Below are 15,046 nucleotides of genomic sequence, written 5' to 3'. Positions count from 1 at the left end.
ATACAATAAAGTAAATAGCCAAAGACTATTTACTTTAAATTATAATATTATTTAAAATATTTTTTATATTATTTAAATTAGATTATTTTTTACTTCTACTAGTTAATCTTCTTCTGTCACCACTTACTAATATTGTTTTTCTCATTCTTATATTTTTAGGTGTAACTTCTACTAATTCATCATCGTTTATAAACTCTAAACATTGTTCAAGACTCATTTCAGGTGGTGGAGTTAATTTTACAGCTTCATCCGCTCCTGATGATCTTGTATTTGTAAGTTTCTTACCCTTACATACATTAATATCAATATCTTCTGCTCTAGATGATACTCCAACTATCATTCCTTCATACACTGGAACAGCAGCTCCTATGAATAATTGACCTCTTTCTTGAGCATTAAATAATCCATAAGCAATTGACTCTCCGTCTCCAAAAGAAACTATTGATCCTCTACTTCTAGTTGGAATTTCGCCCTTGAATTTATCATAACTATGGAATACATGATTCATTATACCATTACCTTTTGTATCAGTCATAAATTCATTTCTAAATCCAATTAATCCTCTAGCTGGAACTATAAATTCTAATCTTGTATAACCATTTACTGCTGATGTCATATTAACCATTTCAGCTTTTCTAGGTCCTAATTTTTCCATAACAGGTCCCATAAATTGTTCTGGCACATCGATTGTTAGGTATTCCATAGGCTCTATCTTCTTACCATTTTCTTCTTTAATGATAACACTTGCCTTTGAAACTTGGAATTCATATCCTTCTCTTCTCATTGTTTCAATAAGAATTGAAAGATGAAGTTCTCCTCTTCCTGAAACTTCAAAGCAATCTGGTGTAAGTTCATTTACTCTTAAACTTACATTTGTTTCAAGTTCTTTAAGTAATCTATCTCTTAAATGTCTTGAAGTTACGAATTCTCCTTCTTTTCCTGCAAATGGTGAATTATTAACCATAAAGTTCATGCTAAGAGTTGGTTCATCTATACTAACAAATGGAAGTGCTTCTGGGTTTTGTACATCTGCTATAGTTTCTCCTATATTAGCATCAGTAACACCACTTACTGCAACTATATCTCCTAAAGATGCTTCTTCTGTTTCTTCTCTTTTTAATCCATTATATGTAAATACGCTTGTAATTTTATAATTACCAGTTGTTCCGTCATTTTTAACTAATGCAACTGTTTGATTTTTCTTTATTTTACCTCTATGAATCTTACCTATAGCAATCTTACCTACATATTCATTAGTATCTAATGTTGTTACTAACATTTGTAATGGTTCATCTATATATCCTTCTGGTGCTTTAACATGTTCTATTATCTTTTCAAATAACGGCATCATGTCATCATTAGTGTCTTCTACATTATCTCTTGCAAAACCTTCTCTAGCTGATGCATAAAGAATTGGGAAGTCTAATTGTTCATCATCTGCACCTAATTCTAAAAACAAGTCAAATACTTCATCAATAACATCTACTGGTCTAGCATCAGGCTTATCTATTTTATTTATTACAACTATTGGCTTTAATCCTAATTCTAATGCCTTTTTAAGAACAAACTTAGTTTGTGGCATTGGACCTTCATATGAATCAACAACTAGTAAAACTGAATCAACCATTTTCAATACACGTTCTACTTCTCCACCAAAATCAGCATGTCCTGGAGTATCAACAATATTAATTTTGATATCCTTGTACATTACTGCAGTATTTTTTGAAAGAATTGTAATTCCTCTTTCTTTTTCAAGATCATTTGAATCCATAACTCTTTCTTGTATCTTTTCATTAGTTCTATAAACATGGCTTTGTTTTAGTAGCGCATCTACTAAAGTTGTCTTACCATGGTCAACGTGAGCAATAATTGCAATATTTCTTATATCTTCTCTTTTTATTAATTCCATTTCCATTCCTCCAAAGTAAATATTTAATCTATGGAAAGTCTAATTTTTACTCTATGTAAACCTATAACTTTTTTTTCCCAAAAGAAAATTGGATACAAAAGTATCCAATCTCCAAACAACTATTTTTTAATTCTAACCTTTTATTCTACAAAAGTCAACCTTATTATACAATATGCCTTTTACCAATAAATTTAAGTTTCCATAATTATTGGTAAAATCATAGGTTTTCTCTTTGTTTTTTCATAAAGAAATTCTCTAAGTTCATCTCTCATTTTAGACTTTAAGGTAGCCCAATCAGTAATATTCTTTTCTTGGCACTCTCTCAAGACTGCTCTGACAAGTTCTTTAGCTTCATCCATAAGTCCTTCTGATTCTCTCACATATACGAATCCTCTTGAAATAATATCTGGACCTGCTGCTACTACAGCACTTCGTTTCTCCAATGTAACAACAACTGTTAATATACCATCTTGAGATAAATGTCTTCTATCTCTTAATACTATATTCCCAACATCTCCAACTCCAAGACCATCAACAAATACTTGACCTGATGCAACAGTACCATTCTTTTTAATGTAATTTCTTGTAACTTCTATTACATCTCCATTATCTGGTATTAAAAGATTTTTTTCAGAAAGTCCAAGACCTATTGCAAGTTCTCCATGTTGTTTTAAATGTCTATATTCGCCATGTACAGGAATAAAAAATCTTGGTTTAACTAATCTTTGCATTAATTTTAATTCTTCTTGACAAGCATGCCCAGATACGTGAACCTTCTCTAAAGATTCATATATTACTTCTGCACCTTTTTTGAACAATTGATTAATAACCTTTGAAACAAGTTTTTCATTTCCCGGAATTGGTGTTGCAGAAATAATTACTGTATCACCCTCTAATATATTAATCTTTCTATGTTCTGACGCTGCCATTCTAGCTAAGGCTGACATTGGTTCACCTTGGCTTCCAGTTGTTATAATAACAACCTTCTCATTTGGATATTTCGAAATTTGATCTACAGAAATAAGAAGATCTTTTTCAATTGTTAAATATCCTAATTCTATTGCAACTTGAACTATGTTTTCCATACTTCTTCCAGAAACAGCTACTTTTTTCCCATATATTTGTGCTGCTGTTATTATTTGCTGAATTCTATGAACATTGGAAGCAAATGTAGCAACTATAATCCTGCCTTTTGCACTGTCAAAAAGTCGTACAAAACTTTCCCCCACTGTTTTTTCTGACATTGTATATCCTGGTCTTTCAACATTTGTTGAATCTGCCATCATGACTAAAACGCCTTTTTTTCCCAATTCAGCAAATCTTGCAAAATCCATAATTTCTCCATCAATTGGGGTATAATCAATCTTAAAATCACCAGTATGAAGCACCGCTCCAAGTGGTGTGTGGATAGCAATAGCTACCGAATCCGCAATTGAGTGATTTGTTTTTATAAATTCTACTGAAACACTGTTTAATTTTATTGTATCTTTTGGTTTCACTCTTATTAATTCTGTTGAACTGAGTAAACCGTGCTCTTTTAGTTTTGTTTCAACAATACCAAGAGTAAGTTTAGTGCCATAAACAGGAACATTTAATTGTTTTAAAACATATGGTAATGCGCCTATATGGTCTTCATGTCCGTGAGTTAAAAATATTCCCCTAACTTTGTCTGCATTTTTCATAAGATATGAAATATCTGGTATCACAATATCTATTCCAAACATATCATCGTCTGGAAATTTAAGACCACAATCTATTACTACAATATCATCTTTATATTCAATAGCTGTAATATTTTTACCGATTTCGTTTATACCACCTAAAGGAATAATTTTAACCTTAGCTCTTTCGTTCTTCATGTTTCCCCTCCTTTTCTTTATAATATTTATAAATAAAGATTCTCTTCTTTAAAATGAAAAGTCCTTTTATTCGTCTTTAAGTTTCTTTTGACATTCATCACATACGCCGTAAAACTTTACGCTATGATCTGATATCTTGAAGTTATACTGGCTTTCAATTTGTGTCTCTAAATCCTCTAATAAATCATCTTGAACTTCTAAAACTTTATTACATACATTACATACTAAATGATGATGTCTATGAGTTTCATTAGAATGTACTAACTCATATCTACTGCATCCATCATTCAATTCTAATCTGCATATTACTCCTAATTCTTCTAGCAAAATAATAGTTCTATATACAGTAGCTAATCCTATTTCAGGGCAATTTTTCCTAACTTCATCATATATCTCTTCTGCAGTCAAATGTCTTCCTTCAGTTTCAATAATTGCATTAACAATAGACCTTCTTTGTGCAGTTAATTTATAGCCCTTCTTTTTTAAATCTTCTTTCAAGGCATCCATATCTATTGAAGTTGATTGCTCCATAATAACACCTCACTTTACAAATTCTCATACAATACTAATTTTGTTCTTCCATAACAAGGTTATACGCTTCTTCAACCAAATCAAATTCTTTTTCATCTTCTATAGAGATAAGATTTTCGTTTCCATTTTCGTCCTTAACAATCTTTAAAACAAAAGCTTCATCACTATCTTCTGATACTGGTGTTACGACTACATATTCTCCATTTATCTCATCTATTTGAAAATAAGTAACAACCTTAAATTTAACTTGTTCTCCTTGTTCATCTAATAATTCTATAAATTCTACATCTTTTTCCATTAACTTTTCTCCTTTTAATATATATGGATTTTTTATATTTTCATTATTAACAATCATTCAATTTACTACTATCTCAAGTTTTGTTTTGAAAGTTTATCTAAATACCCTTGAAGTATGTAAGTTGACGCCACTTTATCTACAATTTTCTTTCTTTTATTTCTTGAAAGATCTGCTTCTAGCATAGCTCTGTTTGCTGCAACGGTTGTTAATCGTTCATCCCAAAATTCTACTTTTATTTGCAACTTTTCTTCAATAAGTTTACCTAATTGCATTGTTACTTCTCCTGAAGGTCCTATTGTTCCATTCATATTTTTAGGAAGCCCTACAACTATAATTTCAACCTTATATTCGTCACAAATTTTTTTAATATCATCTATATCTTTTTCTTTATTACTTCTTCTTATTGTAGTTATACCTTGTGCGGTAAATCCTAATGGATCTGATATCGCCACCCCAATGTTTTTTTGTCCTACATCCAAACCTAGTATTCTTAACATAAACACCTCTTAAAAAAATTAAGAGTGCCCGTTAAATACGGGCACTCTTTACTTTATCTCTAAATAAGACTTTATAACTTCTTCAAGTATCTCATCTCTTTCAAGCTTTCTTACTAAAGCTCTTGCTCCGTTATAATTAGTAATGTAAGTAGGGTCTCCTGAAATTAAATATCCAACTAACTGATTTATAGGATTATAACCCTTTTGTTGTAGCGAATCATAAACCTCTGTTAAAATAGCTTTTGTGAGAGCTTCTTTATTTTTAGTTAAATCAAATTGCATTGTATGTTCAATATTGTTACTCATAGTACGCCACCCTTAAGCAGCTCACCCCCCTTACCAATTGTCTAAGGAAACGATATCCATATTTATTATTAACTTAATATTTAAAATTTATTCATAATTATGTGCATATAAATGCTATATTTAAAATATATCTTTACCTAACTTTATAATAATCTATACATAGATTATACCCTATATTGTCTAAAAAGTATACTACTTTGCTAAAGTTTCAACTATTTTGCAAACTTCATTAAGTGCTTCTTCTATTTTTTCTGGCAACTTTCCTCCAGCTTGAGCCATATCTGGCCTTCCACCTCCACCACCGCCAAGGATAGATGATACCTCTTTAATTACCTTGCCACAGTGTGCACCTTTAGCAACTGCATCTTTAGTAGCCATTGCACAAATTAGCACTTTACCTTCAACTTCACTTGTAAGCAATACTAATGATACTTCTACCTTGTCTCTTACTTTTTCACAAAGATTTCTTAATGATTCACCATCAACATCTTTTAATCCATAAGCAATAACATTTATATTTTTAACCAATTTTGATGAATTAATTATATCATCAATTCCCATTGATACAAACTTGGATTTTAATGTTGATATTTCTTTTTCTTTTTCTTTAATTTCTTTAGTTTGTTGATCAAGCTTAGTTATTATTTCTTTTTCAGAACACTTAAGTTTATTTGAAACTTGCTTTAATAACTCTGCCTTTTCATTCACTAATTTATAAGCTTCTATTCCTGTTACAGCTTCTATTCTTCTCGTACCTGCTGCAATTCCACTTTCAGATATGATTTTAAACAACCCTATCTTACCAGTATTGTCTATATGAGTACCTCCACATAATTCTTTTGAATAATCTCCTGCACATACAACTCTAACTTTATCAGCATACTTATCATCAAATATACCAATAGCACCAGTTTTCTTTGCGTCTTGTAAGCCCATTACTTCTGTAATAACTGGTGTTATACTCATAATAGCCTTATTAACTAATTCTTCTACCTTGAGTATTTCTTCTTCTTTTAATCCTTCAAAGTGAGAAAAATCAAATCTTAACCTATCTGCGCTAACATATGAACCAGCTTGATGAACATGAGATCCTAGTACCTTAACTAAAGCATTATCTAAAAGATGAGTTGCTGTATGATTTCTTTTTATATTTTCTCTTCTTAAATTATCTACTTCTAATGTAACCTTATCTCCAGTTTTAAGCTCTCCACTTAAAATTTCTACAAAATGGACTATTTTACCACCAATATTCTTCTTTGTATCAAGTACTTTACCTTCGAATTTATCATTGAAAATAATACCTGTATCTCCTATTTGTCCTCCCATTTCTGCATAAAATGGTGTACTATCTGTTATTATTACTGCATTATCTCCTTCTTTTACGCTTTGTACAAAATCTTCTCCATTAATCAAGCTTTTAACTTCTGCATTTAATTTATCATTGTCATATCCGTCAAAATTAGTTTCAATATCTGATGATATTATATCTAAAGTTTTAACATCTGCTCCCATATAATTTGAAGTTTTCCTTGCACTTCTAGCTCTTTCTCTTTGTTCTTTCATTTCTTTATTAAAGCCTTCTTTGTCAAGTAAAAAGCCTGAATCTTCTAAAATTTCTTTTGTAAGTTCCATGGGAAATCCAAAAGTATCATATAACTTAAATCCATCTGTTCCCTTTAATATTTTTTTATTTTTTTCTTTTAATTCACCAATAAATGTATTAAGTATATCCATTCCACCATCTAATGTTTCTCTAAACTTATCTTCTTCTATCTTTATTACTTTTTTAATATAATCTTTTTTATTTTCTAATTCTGGATAAGCCTCTTTTGCATCTCTAATAACTATATCGCATAAATCACATAAGAAAGCATCTTTAACACCTAAAGTTTTTCCATGTCTTGCTGCTCTTCTAAGAAGTCTTCTAAGAACATATCCTCTTCCTTCATTTGATGGCATAACTTCATCAGATATTAAGAATGTGATAGATCTAATATGGTCAGTTATAATCCTTAAAGAAACATCTGTTTTATTATTTTTTCCATATTCTACATTTGCAACTTTACATATTTCTTTTAATATATTTTCAATTGTATCAATTTCAAAAATACTATTTTTTACTTGCATGATAGTTGCAAGTCTTTCAAGACCCATTCCTGTATCTATATTAGGGTTTGCAAGTCTTTCATAGTTTCCTTTTCCATCCCCATCAAATTGAGTAAATACAAGGTTCCAGAATTCTACAATTTCATCTGCATCTGAAGCTGTTAAAAATTCTTCTGCTGTTGTTGGTTTTTTATCTGTTTTATTAAAATGAATTTCTGTACAAGGACCACAAGGACCTGAACCATGTTCCCAGAAATTTTCTTCTTTACCTAATCTAAATATATGAGTTGGATCTACATCTGTAAGAGTAGTCCAGTAATCATAAGCTTCATTATCATCTAAATATATAGTTACATATAATTTATCCTTTTCAAGTTCTAAAACTTCTGTGATAAACTCCCAAGCCCATGGAATTATTTCTTTTTTAAAATAATCGCCAAAAGAAAAGTTTCCAAGCATTTCAAAGAATGTACCATGTCTGCTTGTAATCCCTACGTTTTCTATATCTCCTGTTCTAACACATTTCTGACAAGTTGTAATTCTTGTTTTTGGTGGTTCTTGTAAGCCTGTAAAATAAGGTTTAAGTGGAGCCATCCCTGCGTTTATTAATAATAAACTTTTATCATTTTGTGGAACTAAAGAAAAACTATCTAATCTTAAATGTTCTTTGCTTTCAAAAAACTTTAAATAAGCTTCCCTCAAGTCATTTGTTTTCATAAAATTCATAAAATCAACCTCCATATAATATATAAGGAATTCAAAATATTATGCTTCCTTAATTATTTCTAAAAAATAAAAAAAGCCCCATCCCTATAAAGGGACGAAAGCTATCCTTCCGCGGTACCACCCTAATTATGCACAAATAAAATACATCACTTAGTAAATATAGCTCTAAGGTAGCTTCGAAATATATAGAAAGAAGTTCACAGCAACCACTTCCTCTCTGAATATCTATATTAAATCTACTTTTCCTCTTCATCACTTAATATTTAATTATTCAACAAAAATTATATTTCATATGCATAACTATGTCAATATCTAGGGAATACGCCAACTTACAAATTTTTATTTTAAAAGTCTTAAAACAAATAATAATTTATGTCATCATATAAAACTTTTATTATTACTCCTATGGGTACAGCTATTATCATTCCCAAAAAACCTCCAAACTTATCGCCAATAAGAAGTAAAATAATTATTACAATCGGATGCATATCAGTACTATCACCTGTTATTTTAGGGGATAAAATATTTCCTTCTATTTGTTGAATTAAAAATATTCCAATAGTTATCCAAATAGCTTTTATAGGTGAATCTAAAAGAGCGACTATAATAGCTGGTATTCCGCCAAAAATAGGTCCAAAATAAGGTATTATATTGAATATTGCATTTAATATAGAAATCCATATTGGAAACTTAACCTTAAAAACAATCAATAAAATAAAAGTCAAACCTCCTATTATTGCTGAAAGCACAAGTTGACTTACTATATATCTTCCAAGAACATTATCTATATCCTTTAAAATTTTTTTAGTTAAAGCTCTTTTTTCAGTTGGTAATAGTAATAATATATTATTATAAATTTTTTCTCCATCACATAAAAAATAATATACAATAATAGGAATTACTGCACAAGAAATAAGATTTTCAGCAATTAGCAAGAAATTATTTACTAAACTTTTAGATAAATTTAAAAATATTGTATTTCCTCTTTCTAACACTTCATTATAAATAACATTAATAGCTGGAAAACTACTTATTTTTAATTTTACAGACAATTTTTCTAAAAAGCTACCAATATTATCAAATATAATTCCAATATTTGATACCTCTTTAATCAATGCTGGAATTATAACAATTGTACATGTAACACAAGCTCCTAAAATTATAAATATTATTAACAACGATGCTATGCTCTTCTTAATTTTAAATCTTGATTCAATTGAATCTCGAATTGGAGATACACTATAAGATAACATAAATGAAATTACTAGTATGTTTATAATTCCTTTTATTGAATCATTTAATAAGTAAGCCAATATTAATACTGATAAGAATATTATAGATAATACTATTACAAGTTTGCTTTTATATTTTTTAAATAGATTCATAATTATTCATGTTATGTGGCATAGACTTAAAAGAAACATCTTTTCTTCCGGTATATAAAACATAACTTTCTCCTAATATACATTCATTTAAAAGAATAATTTCTTTTCCTCTTATCATCTTATCAATTAACCCAGATGTCACTACAATAGCCTTTATAGAGTAGTCTTTCACATCTATTAATAAATCTTCTACTACTCCTTTTACAACACTAAATGTATCAATAATATCCATATCTTTGATTTGTTTAAATCTTAATCCATCCCCTTGTTTTGTTTTGCTTGCAACTATATCTTTTCCTATATCTATAACATCTTCAATTGCAAGGTAATTTTTTTTTGAAAATAATAAAAAATTAGACACCTCAAAACCAACTACTTTCTCACAATAAAAATCAATATATATATCTTGTATAACGCCTATTTTTTTACCTGTTATATCATATACCTTCTTTAAATAGAAATCTCTAGTCTTAAACATATATTATACTTCTACTCCTTATCTAAAAACTTTTCACTTTATAATTGGTAGTATATCCATATGATAGAAAATAAATTCTTAAATTTTAGGTATTAGGCACATGAAAGAAAATAATAGACCAAATATGAGTTATATATCTTTCTTTATTAATTGTATTCATTTTTTTAAATCAATACTATTTTTTCTAAAGATCCTTATTGTAGAATAATAAAAAAAGCAATGAGATCCAGTAAAATTTACTTTTTCTCATTGCTTTATTTTTTCTTTTATAAGCCTTAAGTTAATAATTAAAGAATTACTTCAATTATTCCTCCACCAACTACAATTTCTCCATCATAAAATACAACTGATTGTCCTTTAGTTATAGCTCTTTGCTTTTCTTTAAAGCAAACCTTAACTCTTCCATCTCTTAAAGGAGAAATAATAGCTTTAGCTGGTCTTGCAGAATACCTAATCTTTGCTTCAATTTCAATAGTTTTTCCTAAACTTTCAAAAGAAATAAAATTTAAATCTTTAGCTATTAATTCTGTTTTAAAAATATCTTCTTCTGCGCCTAGTACAACTTCATTTGTTTTCGGATTAATATTTGTTACAAATACAGGTCTTCCGAGTGCAATTCCAAGTCCTTTTCTTTGACCAATAGTATAATATACAATTCCCTTATGTCTTCCAAGTATAGTTCCATTCTTATCAACAAAATTACCTGGTTTTATAACACCTGGTTTTGCATTTAATATATATTTTCCATGGTCATTATCTGGAATAAAGCATATTTCTTCACTATCTTTTTTGTTATGAACAGATAATCCGATTTCTTTGGCTATCTCCCTGATCCTATCTTTTGTATATTCTCCACAAGGCATAAGTGTATGTGCCAATTGATCTTGCGTGAAGTTATACAAAGCATATGTTTGATCTTTTCTATCGTCATCAGATCTTATAAGTAGATGCCTACCATCTCTTTCCTCTATCTTTGCATAATGACCTGTAGCTACATAATCTGCCCCTATTCCTCTTGCCCTTCTTAAAAGTTCATCAAACTTTAAGTGCTTATTACATTCTATACAAGGGTTAGGTGTTTTCCCATCAATATATTCTTGCACAAAATAATCTATAACCTTTTCCTTAAAATAGTCCCTAAAATTCAGGACATAAAAAGGTATATCTAATTTGTCACATACTCTTCTAGCATCGTCAACAGCTGAAAGTGAGCAACATCCGCCCTCTTTTTCTGCATACTCATTATCTTCTTGCCAAATTTGCATTGTGGCACCAATAACTTCATAGCCTTGTTCTTTCAATAAATATGCTGCCACAGAACTATCTACTCCACCGCTCATACCAATTAAAACTTTTTTTTTCATAGAACTCACCTATTCTTCTCCATGAACCATATCATGTAAATCTTCACCATGTTCCACCATATCTTTTGCTTCTAATCCTGATTTTACTCTATAGTCATTTATAGCTTTATGAATTGCTTCTTCTGCAAGTACTGAGCAATGCATTTTTACTGGTGGAAGTCCATCTAAAGCTTCTGCTACTGCTTTATTAGTTAAATCCCAAGCTTCATCTAAGCTCTTTCCTTTAATTAGTTCAGTTGCCATTGATGATGATGCAATAGCTGACCCACAGCCAAAAGTTTTAAACTTAACATCCTTAATTATATCATCTTCAACCTTTAAATATATTTTCATTATATCTCCGCATTTAGCATTTCCAACTTCACCTACACCATTTGCATCCTCAATTTCTCCAACATTTTTTGGGTTTCTAAAATGTTCCATTACCTTATCACTATATATCATATTATTTTTCTCCCTTCTTTAAAAAGTCATCCCATAATGGTGACATATTTCTTAATCTTTCAATAATTGGTGGTACAGTATCAAGGACATAATCTACATCTTCTACTGTAGAACCTGCACCTAATGTTAATCTTAATGATCCATGTGCTATTTCATGTGGTAAACCAATTGCTAATAATACATGAGATGGATCTAATGATCCTGATGTACAAGCGCTTCCACTAGATGCACATATTCCTTCAAAATCTAAAGATAAAAGAATAGATTCTCCTTCAATAAATCTGAAACATATATTGGAATTTCCTGGTAATCTTTCATCTCCTCTTGGTCCATTTAATTTCGTATATGGGACTTTTAAAAGTCCATCTATTAACTTATCTCTTAAATAAGTCATATTTTTCATATGTTCATCTAAATTATCACATGCTAATTCAATCGCTTTACCAAGACCAACTATTCCTGCAATATTTTCAGTTCCTGCTCTTCTTGATTTTTCTTGTGCTCCACCATGAATTAAATTATCAATCTTAATTCCTTTTTTTATATATAAAACACCTATTCCTTTAGGACCATATATCTTATGTCCTGCTAAAGATAACATATCTATATTCATTTCTTTAACATCTACTGGAACATTACCAACTGCTTGAACTGCATCTGTGTGAAAATATACGTTTCTTTCTTTACAGATTTCGCCTATTTCTTTAATTGGTTGTATTGTTCCTATTTCATTGTTAGCAAACATGATTGAAACTAATATTGTTTTATCTGTTATAGCATTCTTTAAATCTTCTAAATTAATAAATCCTTCATCATTAACATCTAAATATGTAACATCATAACCATTTTTCTCTAAATACATGCAAGTATGAAGTACTGCATGATGTTCTATTTTAGTTGTTATAATATGATTTCCTTTATTTTTATGAGCAGAAGCAATACCTTTTATTGCCCAATTATCAGCTTCAGAGCCTCCTCCTGTAAAATACACTTCATCCATTCCACAGTTTAATGCCTTTGCTACTCTTTCTCTAGCTTCATCTATTGCCATCTTTGTTATTCTTGATATTCCATAAAATGAAGATGGATTACCAAACTTTTCTGTAAAATATGGCATCATCTCTTCTAATACCTCAGGCTTAACATAAGTTGTAGCTGAGTAATCCATATATACATTTTTCATTATCTATTCACTCCTATCGAGAATCTTAATCGAACTTTTCTTATTCTCATAATCATCTATTATATCTTTTAAAGTAATTGAATTCATAACATCATCTATACTATCTTTTATTTTTTGCCACAATAGTTTTGTTGCACAACTATCCACATTTGAACACTCTACACCATCAATACAATCAGCTATCTCTATAGGGCCTTCTAAAACACGCATAATGTCCCCAACAGTTATTTCTGATGGTGGTCTACATAAAACATATCCTCCTTGAGCACCTCTGATACTTCTAATGATGTTAGCCTTTCTAAGTGGACTAAACAATTGTTCTAAATAATATTCTGAAAGATCTTGTCTTTTTGATATTGTTTTTATTGATATTGGGGGACTTCCATAATTAAATGCTAAATCAACCATGGCTCTTACTCCATACCTACCTTTTGTAGAAAGTTTCATTTGCTTCACCCCCTTAATTATTTATTAATTATAATTTTCGTTTATATCTTATCAAAATACTCGGTTTTTGTCAATTGATTAAGACTATTTTTTTACAGCACTCCAGTATTTTTTTATACTTTCTTCATACTTGTTATTTTGTTCAATATAGTATCTCTTATTTTCTAGTTCTAACGGCAGATATTCTTGTTTAACATAATGATTTTCATAGTCATGAGGATACTTATACCCCTTAACTCCAAGTTTATCAGCGCCTTGATAATGCCCATCTTTTAAATGTATAGGAATATCCCCATAATGCATTGTTTCCAAATCATTAATTGCAAAATTTATAGCTAAATAAGCACTATTTGATTTAGGTAATGTTGCTAAGTATATTACTAGTTCTGATAGAATTATCCTAGCTTCTGGAAACCCTACTTTTAAAGCTAATTCAATTCCAGAGTTTACTACTGTTAAAGCACTTGGATGCGCAAGCCCAATATCTTCAGCTGCTATTACAGATATCCTTCTTATAATTCCTGCTATATTTCCACCTTGTATAAGCCTAGCTAAATAGTGAATTGCTGCATCTGGATTGCTTCCCCTAATACTTTTTTGGAGCGCGCTTAACAAATTATAGAACTCATCTCCATCACTATCAGATCTCATGTTCGATTGACCTAAACTTTCTATGTATTCTACTGAGATTTCTTTAACTAATCTAACTTGAGAATTTATGGCTAATTCTAAAATATTATATGCTTTTCTATAATCTCCTTGAGATATTTCTCCAATATACTCTAAAGCTTTCTCTGAATATTTAATTTCTATTCCTTCAGTAATTAAATTATTTAAAGATTTCTGCAATCCAACTATAATATCAGAAGCTTTTAAAGGTTCAAATGAAAATATATTACATCTACTTATTATAGCTTTATGTATAACAAAGTATGGATTTTCTGTAGTACTTGCGATTAAAGTTATTCTTCCATCTTCTATAAATTCCAACAAAGCTTGCTGTTGCTTCTTATTAAAATGCTGTAATTCATCTATATACAAAACAACCCCACCATAATTTAATAAGTTATCTAAGCTTTTAGTTATTTCTTGAATGTCTTTTACTGATGCTGTTGTAGCATTTAATTTATAAAACTTTTTATCTACATAATTAGCCATTATATTAGCCAATGTTGTCTTACCAGTTCCAGGTGGTCCATAAAATATACAGTTACATATATTTTTACTTTTTATTAGATTGTATAATGGCTTTCCTTGACTTAATATATGTTGTTGTCCTACAAAATCTTCTAGCTTAGTAGGTCTCATCAAATCGGCTAATGGTCTCATTACTTCACCTCTTTATATAAATTGTAATACAAAACTATTGTATTATTCATGTACTACAAATTACAATTACTGCATAATTTTAATATATACTATAATAGTGCAAAAATGCTTGAATAATTTTACAATTGAATAAAATAAAAAAACATTTATGATAAATCCTTGTTATAATTGAGTTCTCACACAA

General features: G+C 29.6%; 14 protein-coding genes and 1 other annotated feature. All 14 genes read right to left on the bottom strand.

Going from position 1 to position 15,046, the window contains the following annotated elements; translation table 11 throughout:
• Positions 1-82: 82 nt before the first annotated feature.
• Positions 83-1,909, bottom strand: a complete 1,827-nt coding sequence (typA, locus tag BM027_RS07080; RefSeq protein WP_090090113.1) for a translational GTPase TypA — start codon at positions 1,907-1,909, stop codon at positions 83-85.
• 191 nt (positions 1,910-2,100) lie between these two features.
• Positions 2,101-3,768, bottom strand: coding sequence for a ribonuclease J (locus BM027_RS07075; RefSeq protein ID WP_090090111.1), 1,668 nt, complete (start codon positions 3,766-3,768; stop codon positions 2,101-2,103).
• A 66-nt stretch (positions 3,769-3,834) separates the two neighbouring features.
• On the bottom strand, positions 3,835-4,299 hold the full coding sequence (locus tag BM027_RS07070; RefSeq protein ID WP_090090109.1) for a Fur family transcriptional regulator: 465 nt from the start codon (positions 4,297-4,299) through the stop codon (positions 3,835-3,837).
• Between the two features lie 34 nt (positions 4,300-4,333).
• The gene (locus BM027_RS07065; RefSeq protein WP_090090438.1) at positions 4,334-4,597 is read right to left on the bottom strand and encodes a DUF1292 domain-containing protein; all 264 of its coding nucleotides are present in this window, start codon (positions 4,595-4,597) and stop codon (positions 4,334-4,336) included.
• Positions 4,598-4,665: 68 nt separating this feature from the next.
• Positions 4,666-5,094, bottom strand: a complete 429-nt coding sequence (gene ruvX / locus BM027_RS07060) for a Holliday junction resolvase RuvX (RefSeq protein WP_090090106.1) — start codon at positions 5,092-5,094, stop codon at positions 4,666-4,668.
• A 48-nt stretch (positions 5,095-5,142) separates the two neighbouring features.
• The gene (locus tag BM027_RS07055) at positions 5,143-5,400 is read right to left on the bottom strand and encodes an IreB family regulatory phosphoprotein (RefSeq protein WP_090090104.1); all 258 of its coding nucleotides are present in this window, start codon (positions 5,398-5,400) and stop codon (positions 5,143-5,145) included.
• A gap of 192 nt (positions 5,401-5,592) precedes the next feature.
• The gene (alaS, locus tag BM027_RS07050; RefSeq protein WP_090090101.1) at positions 5,593-8,232 is read right to left on the bottom strand and encodes an alanine--tRNA ligase; all 2,640 of its coding nucleotides are present in this window, start codon (positions 8,230-8,232) and stop codon (positions 5,593-5,595) included.
• A gap of 87 nt (positions 8,233-8,319) precedes the next feature.
• Positions 8,320-8,494 (bottom strand) — a binding site (T-box leader).
• Between the two features lie 91 nt (positions 8,495-8,585).
• Positions 8,586-9,617: an AI-2E family transporter gene (locus BM027_RS07045; protein WP_090090098.1), complete on the bottom strand. Its 1,032-nt coding sequence runs from the start codon at positions 9,615-9,617 to the stop codon at positions 8,586-8,588.
• On the bottom strand, positions 9,604-10,095 hold the full coding sequence (locus BM027_RS07040) for a PRC-barrel domain-containing protein (protein ID WP_090090096.1): 492 nt from the start codon (positions 10,093-10,095) through the stop codon (positions 9,604-9,606). Before BM027_RS07040 ends, BM027_RS07045 begins: the two co-directional genes overlap by 14 nt.
• A gap of 287 nt (positions 10,096-10,382) precedes the next feature.
• On the bottom strand, positions 10,383-11,468 hold the full coding sequence (gene mnmA / locus BM027_RS07035; protein ID WP_175559952.1) for a tRNA 2-thiouridine(34) synthase MnmA: 1,086 nt from the start codon (positions 11,466-11,468) through the stop codon (positions 10,383-10,385).
• On the bottom strand, positions 11,469-11,903 hold the full coding sequence (gene nifU, locus BM027_RS07030; protein WP_090090094.1) for a Fe-S cluster assembly scaffold protein NifU: 435 nt from the start codon (positions 11,901-11,903) through the stop codon (positions 11,469-11,471).
• Position 11,904: 1 nt separating this feature from the next.
• On the bottom strand, positions 11,905-13,086 hold the full coding sequence (gene nifS / locus BM027_RS07025; RefSeq protein WP_090090091.1) for a cysteine desulfurase NifS: 1,182 nt from the start codon (positions 13,084-13,086) through the stop codon (positions 11,905-11,907).
• Between the two features lie 3 nt (positions 13,087-13,089).
• Complete coding sequence (locus BM027_RS07020) at positions 13,090-13,533, bottom strand: RrF2 family transcriptional regulator (protein WP_090090088.1); 444 nt, start codon at positions 13,531-13,533, stop codon at positions 13,090-13,092.
• A gap of 84 nt (positions 13,534-13,617) precedes the next feature.
• Entirely contained in the window at positions 13,618-14,862 is a 1,245-nt protein-coding gene (locus BM027_RS07015) for a replication-associated recombination protein A (RefSeq protein ID WP_090090085.1), read from the bottom strand.
• Between the last annotated feature and the right edge of the window lie 184 nt (positions 14,863-15,046).

This window comes from Clostridium uliginosum, assembly GCF_900112485.1.
Classification (GTDB): Bacteria; Bacillota; Clostridia; order Clostridiales; family Clostridiaceae; genus Clostridium; species Clostridium uliginosum.
Note: the sequence above shows the minus strand (reverse complement) of the source record. Positions and strands in the feature narration are given on the sequence as shown.

Excerpts from the sequence above, each read along its gene's own strand:
- typA (WP_090090113.1), bottom strand. The coding sequence starts at position 1,909 with ATGGAATTAATAAAAAGAGAAGATATAAGAAATATTGCAATTATTGCT.
- BM027_RS07075 (WP_090090111.1), bottom strand. The coding sequence starts at position 3,768 with ATGAAGAACGAAAGAGCTAAGGTTAAAATTATTCCTTTAGGTGGTATA.
- BM027_RS07070 (WP_090090109.1), bottom strand. The coding sequence starts at position 4,299 with ATGGAGCAATCAACTTCAATAGATATGGATGCCTTGAAAGAAGATTTA.
- BM027_RS07065 (WP_090090438.1), bottom strand. The coding sequence starts at position 4,597 with ATGGAAAAAGATGTAGAATTTATAGAATTATTAGATGAACAAGGAGAA.
- ruvX (WP_090090106.1), bottom strand. The coding sequence starts at position 5,094 with ATGTTAAGAATACTAGGTTTGGATGTAGGACAAAAAAACATTGGGGTG.
- BM027_RS07055 (WP_090090104.1), bottom strand. The coding sequence starts at position 5,400 with ATGAGTAACAATATTGAACATACAATGCAATTTGATTTAACTAAAAAT.
- alaS (WP_090090101.1), bottom strand. The coding sequence starts at position 8,232 with ATGAATTTTATGAAAACAAATGACTTGAGGGAAGCTTATTTAAAGTTT.
- BM027_RS07045 (WP_090090098.1), bottom strand. The coding sequence starts at position 9,617 with ATGAATCTATTTAAAAAATATAAAAGCAAACTTGTAATAGTATTATCT.
- BM027_RS07040 (WP_090090096.1), bottom strand. The coding sequence starts at position 10,095 with ATGTTTAAGACTAGAGATTTCTATTTAAAGAAGGTATATGATATAACA.
- nifU (WP_090090094.1), bottom strand. The coding sequence starts at position 11,903 with ATGATATATAGTGATAAGGTAATGGAACATTTTAGAAACCCAAAAAAT.
- nifS (WP_090090091.1), bottom strand. The coding sequence starts at position 13,086 with ATGAAAAATGTATATATGGATTACTCAGCTACAACTTATGTTAAGCCT.
- BM027_RS07020 (WP_090090088.1), bottom strand. The coding sequence starts at position 13,533 with ATGAAACTTTCTACAAAAGGTAGGTATGGAGTAAGAGCCATGGTTGAT.
- BM027_RS07015 (WP_090090085.1), bottom strand. The coding sequence starts at position 14,862 with ATGAGACCATTAGCCGATTTGATGAGACCTACTAAGCTAGAAGATTTT.